6 protein-coding genes are annotated in these 8,105 nt (G+C 63.9%); 3 read left to right on the forward strand and 3 right to left on the reverse strand.

From position 1 onward, the window contains the following. Positions 1–386 precede the first annotated feature (386 nt). Positions 387–1,427 (reverse strand): TraB/GumN family protein, encoded by a 1,041-nt coding sequence (locus tag ACYDAT_RS15275; protein ID WP_461451210.1) that lies wholly within the window; start codon positions 1,425–1,427, stop codon positions 387–389. Between the two features lie 204 nt (positions 1,428–1,631). Here ACYDAT_RS15275 and ACYDAT_RS15280 point away from each other — a divergent pair, with 204 nt between their 5' ends. Continuing rightward, a complete protein-coding gene (locus ACYDAT_RS15280; RefSeq protein ID WP_461451212.1) occupies positions 1,632–4,859 on the forward strand; it encodes a WD40/YVTN/BNR-like repeat-containing protein in 3,228 nt (1,075 codons plus the stop codon). 230 nt (positions 4,860–5,089) lie between these two features. Here the strand turns inward: ACYDAT_RS15280 and ACYDAT_RS15285 are convergent, their stop codons facing one another. Continuing rightward, on the reverse strand, positions 5,090–5,950 hold the full coding sequence (locus ACYDAT_RS15285; RefSeq protein WP_461451214.1) for an alpha/beta fold hydrolase: 861 nt from the start codon (positions 5,948–5,950) through the stop codon (positions 5,090–5,092). Continuing rightward, entirely contained in the window at positions 5,934–7,052 is a 1,119-nt protein-coding gene (gene hemH / locus ACYDAT_RS15290) for a ferrochelatase (RefSeq protein WP_461451216.1), read from the reverse strand. The genes ACYDAT_RS15285 and hemH overlap by 17 nt, the downstream gene beginning before the upstream one ends. A gap of 165 nt (positions 7,053–7,217) precedes the next feature. Here hemH and ACYDAT_RS15295 point away from each other — a divergent pair, with 165 nt between their 5' ends. Further along, the gene (locus ACYDAT_RS15295; protein ID WP_461440406.1) at positions 7,218–7,907 is read left to right on the forward strand and encodes a lipid-binding SYLF domain-containing protein; all 690 of its coding nucleotides are present in this window, start codon (positions 7,218–7,220) and stop codon (positions 7,905–7,907) included. Positions 7,908–7,964: 57 nt separating this feature from the next. Next, the coding region (gene tatA, locus ACYDAT_RS15300; protein WP_461440407.1) for a twin-arginine translocase TatA/TatE family subunit at positions 7,965–8,105 on the forward strand (141 nt) is incomplete at its 3' end.

Below are 8,105 nucleotides of genomic sequence, written 5' to 3' on the forward strand. Positions count from 1 at the left end.
GGCCGCAACCATAATACGATTCAGCGCGCCAAGCATTTCAATGAGTCTTTGACCCTGTTTGATGCGCAGCCAGATGTTGCATGACAAGATCTGCCCCCGGCCTGACCCCGGCTCCTGTGATGGGTCGGGTAATCATGCGTAATAGCATATAAACCCGGGATGGAAAACACGGGCAACACCATACCCAGTACCAGCATGGAAAACAACAAAGCCGGGTAGCTTGAAATCCACCCCTCGCAATAAGTAGCAATAAGGGGACGCCATTTCGCCGCCCGGGTCAACAGGTACGCACTAGTTCTTCCCCGGTCAGAGGCAATTAAATAATTCGCTCAAGTCGCGCGGCGGCATGAGATTCACGTCAAAAGGCGTTTAATTGCCTCCGTTCTCTATTCGGTGGGGGGGGGGGATCCCTTCCCTTGCGGATCAGTAATGGTATATCCCAGCTTTCTGAACTGATAGATAAAACCCTTTGCGCTCAAGAGAATATTGATTGGAAGAACAGTTACTGCGACGGGGTATTTTTGTATAATCCCTCCATAATAATCGACAAGCCGATGTTTAAACCGTAGGTTTTGGCCATCATATTCTTTAGTATACGCGGCGCGGTATGTTGAATTCCAATAACAACTGTGACGGCTGGTCGGCTTCAGGTACTCCAACTGGGAAATATCGCCAACGGCCCAAGCTTGGGCTCGATAATAGATCTTTGAGTAGTCATGGGCAACGCGTCCAAGCGTGGCGCGAAAACATGCAAAATGGTCCCCGTCCTGCTGTTTGCGTATTCGTAAAAATGCCTTTTCAAAATGACTGACATCTTGAATAAGTACTGGGTGTTTGATTCGCAACCCGTCGTGCCGGGCGATATGGATCAATGCATGATCGACATAACGTTCCCTTAATCCATAGTGATCGCGGAAACGCTTGTAAAGCATTCTCTGAGCATAGTAGGGCGTGAGTCGATCGGGCGGATTGTGACCGTTTCCATATTTTCCCCACAGTTGAAGCCATTGCGCATAAATGGAATTTGGCAGAATGTTAGATAACACAGCGCCATGAGGGTTTTCGCGCCACTGGTGGTGCTCAAGCCAATCCACCTGTATTAATCTTAGTATGGGCAGCGCTTTTTCTATACCCATGCTCCGTTCGTCTGCAATGAATACCCGCGCAGTTTTCATCAATTCCGCCACATTTTTGTGGCTCCACTTCAGGTCCTTTTCGATGGGCGAAACGCTGCCGACAATCCACAGCACGTGGTTGCCTTTCGATATTCCCCAGATCGCCGGGCCGTACTGATCAACCTGCACCGTCGGCAGCGACGCAGTGGCCTGGCTGCTTGCCAAAGCAGGGCTTGCGCGGCTAGTACCGGTGATCGCATACAAGCCGATAAAAACGGCAACTGTCCAAAAAGCTAACCATCTGCTGTTCATGGAATGCCCCGAAGCAGCAAGCTTGCGGCAATCCTTGCACCGCAAACCGCCCTCAACAAGTGCCTGCGCAGGCGCGCAATTACGGTTTTCATACAATCGCGCTTTTCGCCTCTCCACCCATGACTTCCGGCAGGGGGTGCGCGCTGCAACCAAACCACGACTGAATGGTCTGAGTGGCTTCGTCTGAACCTCGGAGTCACCACCATGCCCCGCACCCCGCGTCTGTCCGCGCTTGCTCTTGCGTTGGTTTTGGCGCTCGCCCCCGCGCTGCCGTTGCTGGCGGCGCCTGCACCGGCGGCCAAGCCGGCACTGAATCCGGCCAAGGAACCGTTCGCCAATCTGGCGTTCCGCAATCTCGGCCCGGCGGTGGCCGGCGGGCGCGTGACAGCCATCGCCGGCATCCCCGGCAATCCGCGCGTGTTTTATGTGGGCGCGGCCAGCGGCGGGGTGTGGAAAACCGTCGATGGCGGGCTGCACTTCACCTCGATCTTCGGCAAGGAAGGCACCTCCTCGATCGGCGCGGTGGCGCTGGCGCCGTCCAACCCGAACATCGTCTGGGTGGGCACCGGCGAGGCCAACATCCGCAGCGACGTGATTGGTGGCGATGGCGTGTACGTGTCCACCGATGCCGGGCAGAGCTTCCACCGCGTGCTCGATGAGCACGGTCAGGTCGGGCGCATCCTCATCGACCCGCAGAACCCCGAGCACGTGCTGGTGGCGGTGCTGGGCAATCCGTGGAAGCCCAATGCCGCGCGCGGCGTGTTCGAGACCACCGATGGCGGCAAGACCTGGCACAAGAGTCTGTTCGTCAATGACGGCACCGGCGCGGTCGATCTGGCCTGGGCGCCGTCCAATCCCAAGGTGGTGTTCGCCGCCACCTGGCAGGCCAACCGCACGCCGTGGACCTTGAACGATGGCGGTCCCGGCAGCGGCATCTGGCGCAGCAACGACGGTGGCGCCACCTGGACCGAGCTGCACGATGGCCTGCCCAAGGGTCCGCTGGGGCGCATCGGTCTGGCGGTGGCGCCGTCGCAGCCGGACCTGGTGTATGCGCTGGTCGAGGCCAAGCGCGGCGAGGGTCTGTTGTTCTCTTCGAACGATCTGGGCGAGCACTGGCACCAGGTCAGCGACAACTATGCGCTGGACGTGCGCCCGTTCTATTTCAGCACGCTGGCGGTCGCGCCCAACGACCCGCAGCGCGTGTACTTCAACTCGTTCTATTTGATGGTCTCGAACAATGGCGGCAAGACCGCCAAGCCGCTGGACAAGTCAGTGCATGTGGACCACCACGCGCTGTGGATCGACCCGACCGATCCGGACCGCATCCTCGAAGGCAACGATGGCGGCGCCTATGCCTCGCTGGACGGCGGCAAGACCTGGCGTTTTCTCGATGACCTGCCGATCGAGCAGGTGTATGCGATCGCCACCGACAACCGCAAACCCTTCGACGTGTGTGTCGGCCTGCAGGACAACAGCGGCTGGTGCGGACCCAGCAACACCTTGGCCGACAACGTGATCAGCGCCTACGACTGGTACACCGTGGTCGGTGGCGACGGCGAATACGCGGTGCCCGCGCCGAGCGACGCCGATGTGATCTACAGCAACGCCGAAGACGGCGCGACCATGCAATTCAATCGCCGCACCAAGCTGTCGCGCTTCGCCATGCCGTATCTGCACGGTCCCGGCGCGGTGAACGATCTGGAGACCAGGGACCAGAAGTACCGCTTCAACTGGACCGCGCCGATCGCGGTGGATCCGAACGACGCCAAGACCGTGTACCTCGGCGCGAACGTGTTGTTCAAGAGCACCGACGGTGGCCTTGACTGGACCGTGGACAGCCCTGATCTGACGCGCAACGACAAGAGCAAGCAGCTCAATTCGGGCGGGCCGGTGAACAAGGACATCTCCGGCGCCGAGACCTACGACACCATCCAGTCCATCGCCATCGCGCCGCAGAATCCCAACGTGATCTGGGTAGGCACCGACGATGGCCTGGTGCAAGTCACGCGCGACGGCGGCAAGATCTGGCATGACGTCACCCCTGGCGGCGCGCCGAAGTGGGCGCGCGTGTACCAGATCGGCGCCTCGCCGTTCACGCTGGGCACGGCGTATCTGTCGTTCGACGCGCACATGCTCGCCGACAACAAGCCCTACGTGTACAAGACCACCGACTACGGCGCGCACTGGCAGCGCATCGACCGCGGCCTGCCCGACAACGCCTCGACGCTGGTGGTGCGCGAAGACCCGCGGCAGCAGGGATTCCTCGCCGCCGGCACCATGACCGGGGTGTGGATTTCGCACGATGATGGCGCGCACTGGAACAAGCTGGTCACGCACGATTTCCCGACCACGCCGGTATGGGATCTCAACTACGCGCAGGGCGATCTGGTATTGGGCACGCACGGCAACGGCGTGTGGGTGTTCGATCACCTGGCGCCGATCGCGCAGTGGCGCCCGGCCATCGCGCAGGACAAGCTGCATGTGTTCACGCCCAGCACCGGCATCGAGTGGCAGCGCTGGGCGCGCGGCGAGGGCGCCGAGCCGGCGTTCACCACGCCCAATCCGCCCACCGGCGTGATCCTCGATTACTGGCTGCCCAGGGAACTCAAGCCCAGCGCGGCGGAGAAGGCCGGCAAGCAGACACCGGTCAAGATCGTGGTGAGCAACGCGCAAGGTCAAGTCATCGCCACGCGCTGGGGCCCGGCCAAGGCCGGCATCAACCGCTTTGCCTGGGACATGACCTGGGACGGCTACACGCGTCTGGACTTTGCCGACCGTCACATCAAGAGCGCCAACATCAGCGGCCCGATGGCCCTGCCCGGCAACTACACCGTGACCATCAGCGCCGATGGCGTGAGCAAGTCCGTGCCGGTGGCGGTGCAGTACGACCCCAACCAGCGGTTCGACGCCAGCGCCAACGCCGCCACGCTGGTGAATGCGTTGGCGCTGCGCAATCAGGTCGATGCGCTCAACCAGATGCTCAACCGCCTCACGGCGTGGCAGACCGCGTTGCAGGGCTACGCGACCACCGCCGAGAATTCATCCAGCAGCATGGACGCCACGCAGCGCGCATTGCTGGATCAGGCCAAGGCGCTGGACAAACAAGTGACGGCGTTGCGCGACAGCGTCTACAACCCGCTGCTGCAGCACCAGGTGATCGAGGACGACATCCACTACCTGCAGGATCTGCATGCCAATCTGGAGATGACCTACCAAATGCTGGCCAGCCTGCAGAATCAGGCACCCACGCCGCCCATGCAGAGCCTGATGACCGAGTACGGTGGCCAGCTCGCGCAGAAGCTGGCCGGCTTCAACGCCCTGCTCGGCAACGGCGTCGCCGCGTGGAACGCCGCCGCCTACAAGGCTGGCGCGCCCACGCTTCCCGCTGGCGCGCCGATTGGCGTGGCACCCACGCCGGGTATCGGCACCTGAGGCAGACGCAAGGCGCCCGCATCCGTGCGGATGCGGGCACTGTGTTCATCCGGCAAAGCATCGGATCGCGGTAATTGCACGGCGATTTGTTGCCACGCGAGCACACGTTCTTTCTGCTCTCTCCCCTCGGGAGAGGGTGGACCGAAGGTCCGGGTGAGCACTTGCGCGGTCTTTCGTTATGAGTGAACAACCGCTCTTGCGCCAAGCTCAACGCAACGCTTCAGCGCGTATCAGTCGCCGCGATGCAAGAACGCGCGCAGCCGCGCGGCCACCTGCGCGGGTCGCTCGCCATGCAGATGGTGGCCACCAGCCAGTGTGTCGATGGTGATGCGCGGCACGCAGGCGACGCGGGCGCGCAGCAGCGCGTGCGGCAGCCAGGGGCTTTCCGGTTCGGCCAGCAGCAGCCAGGTGGGTGCCGCGATGCCGGCCAGCAGCGCGTGTACTTGCGACTCGGCCATGCGTACTGGCGTGGTCGCGGTCAGGCGCGCATCGCTGCGCCACACCCAGCCGCCCTCTTGCTGGCGCAGGCCGCGCGCGACGATGGCGCGGATCGCATCGGGCTGCTGTCCGGTGCTGCGGCAACGCGCGGCCAGCGCCTGTTCGACATTGTGGAAAACGCGCGCGGATTTGTCCGTCGGTGCCGTCAGCGCCGAGCGCCAGCGTTGCAGCGTGGTGTTGCCATCGTCGGCCAGCGGCCCCAGCGCTTCGATCAAGGCGAGTCGCGTGATCTGCGCGGGAAACGCCGCGGCATAAAGGCTGGCCACGGCGCCGCCCAGCGAATGGCCGAGCAGCGTGAAGCGCATCAACCGCAGCGCGGCGGCGGCTTCACGCACGCTGGCCACGTACAGGGCGAGGTCGTAGCGTGCCGCGGGCGGCACGTGCGCGCTGTGGCCGTGGCCCGGCAGATCCAGCGCGATGATGCGGTACCGTGCGGCCAGCAGCGGCGCCAGCGCGGCGAAGCTGGCGGCGTTGTCCAGCCAGCCATGCAGCGCCAGCAGCGGTGGCGCGTGCGCATCGCCCCATGCCAGCGCGGCCAGATCAAGGCCGAAGCCGGGCAGGGTGATGCGCAGTGGTTCAGCGGTTGCGGTCATGCGCGGCGCGTTCGCGCGCACTAGCCTGCGTGGCGGCGTGCGTGGCGGCATTGAAATCGGGCGCGAGTTCCGGCCAGCCGCCCATGTGCCTGAGCGCCAGCGCGCTGAGCGCGCGTACCTGCGCATCGCTGCTGTTGAGCGCGGGGATGTAGTGCAAGGCATCGCCGCCGGCGCTGAGAAAGTCCGCCTTGCCACGCAGCGCGATTTCTTCCAGCGTTTCCAGACAATCGACGGCGAAGCCGGGACACAGCACATCGATGCGCTTGATGCCCTGCCGCGGCAGCGCGCGCAGCGTGGCGTCGGTGGCCGGCTCCAGCCAGCGCTCGCGGCCGACACGCGATTGGAACGTGAGCAGCACCTCGTCCGCGCCGAGACCCAAACGCTCGCGCAGCAGCCGTGCCGTGGCCTGACACTGGCAGTAATACGGATCGCCGGCGAGCACGCAGCGTCGCGGAATGCCGTGAAAACTCAGCAGCAGCTTCTGCCCGCGGCCATGCAGCGCCCAGTACCGGCGCACGCTGTCGGCCAGCGCATCGAGATGTCCGGTATCGCTGTGATAATCATTGATCACGCGCAGCTCCGGTGGCCAGCGCAAGCGCTTGATGGCGTCGGCCACGGCATCCAGCACGCTGCCGCTGGAGGTGGCCGAATACTGCGGATACAGCGGCAGCAGCAGCATGCGGCGCACGCCCGCGGCTTGCAGGGCGGTGATGCGCTCCCGCACCGCGGGGCGGCCGTAGCGCATCGCCAGGTCCACGGTGATGGGGCCGGCGCATTGATCGGTCAGACTGCGCTGCAAGGCCGCGGCCAGCGCTTCGCTGTGCGTGCGCAGCGGCGAGCCGGCATCGGTCCAGATGCTGGCGTAGGCGTGCGCCGAGCGTTTGGGCCGCACGCGCAGAATCGCGCCATGCAGCACCAATTGCCACAACCAGCGCGGATACTCGATCACGCGCGGGTCGGACAGGAACTCGGCCAGATAGGTGCGCACGGCCTTGGGCGTGGGCGCTTGCGGCGTGCCGAGGTTGACCAGCAGCACGGCGGCGCGCGGTGGCGTGTCGTGGGCGTAGCCGGCGAGGCCGGTGTAGTGCGAGGATGCAGGCATGACGCAGCGGGCAGTGATGGCGCGGCGAGTCTGCCACAGGCGCGTGCGCGCACCGCGTTCACGCGCGGTTGCGCGCGCGGGCCTATAGAAGCGCGTCTTGCCGGTGCGGTTTGTCGTCGCGCCCGATGCACGCATCAAGTTCTGGAACCGATCAAGGAGTACCCCATGTTGTTGCGACCTTTGCGAATGCTGTTGGTGTTGTCCGCGCTGCTGCTGCCCTTCGTGGCCGGAGCCCAGGATGGCGTGAATCGCGACACCGAGCGCGCCCAGAGCGCCACGCGCGTGCTGGCGGAAATCCAGATGGCGCCCGATCGCGCCATACCGCATAGCCTGATGCAGGTCGCGCACGCGATCGCGGTGATTCCGGACGTGATCAAGGCCGGGCTGATTTTCGGCGGGCGCTTTGGCGAAGGTCTGGTGTCAATCAAAAAGCCTGACGGCACCTGGTCCGATCCGGCCTACATCCGCCTCACTGGCGCCAGCGTGGGCTTTCAGGCGGGCGTGTCATCGACCGACGTGATCTTGGTATTCACCAATGAGGACGGCGTCAAGCGCCTGATCCACGGCGAGTTCACCATCGGCGCGGATGCATCGGCGGCGGCTGGACCGGTGGGGCGTTATGCCAACGCCAGCACGAATGGTCATTTTGACGCGGCCATCTATTCCTATTCACGCTCGCGTGGCTTGTTCGCCGGCGTGGCGCTGGATGGCGCGCGCATCGGCATCGACAACGCCGCCGACCAGCGCGTGTATGGCACCAACGTGACCGCGCGGCGTGTCTTCGAGGGTCAGGTCAAGCAGGTGCCGCCGGCGATCGTGACCTTTCGCAACAAGCTCGAAGAGTACACTCAGTGAGGCAAGCGCCGGCCGCATCGGCGCCATCGGCGCGCACCGGCGCGCAGGAGTTGAGACATGGGTTTTGATGACATTTGGCATTGGTTGATCGTGCTGGTGATCGTGCTGCTGATTTTTGGCACGACCAAGCTGCGCAACGCCGGATCCGACATTGGCGCGGCGGTGCGCAACTTCAAGAAGGCGATGCACGAGGACGCG

The organism is Metallibacterium sp., assembly GCF_054637675.1.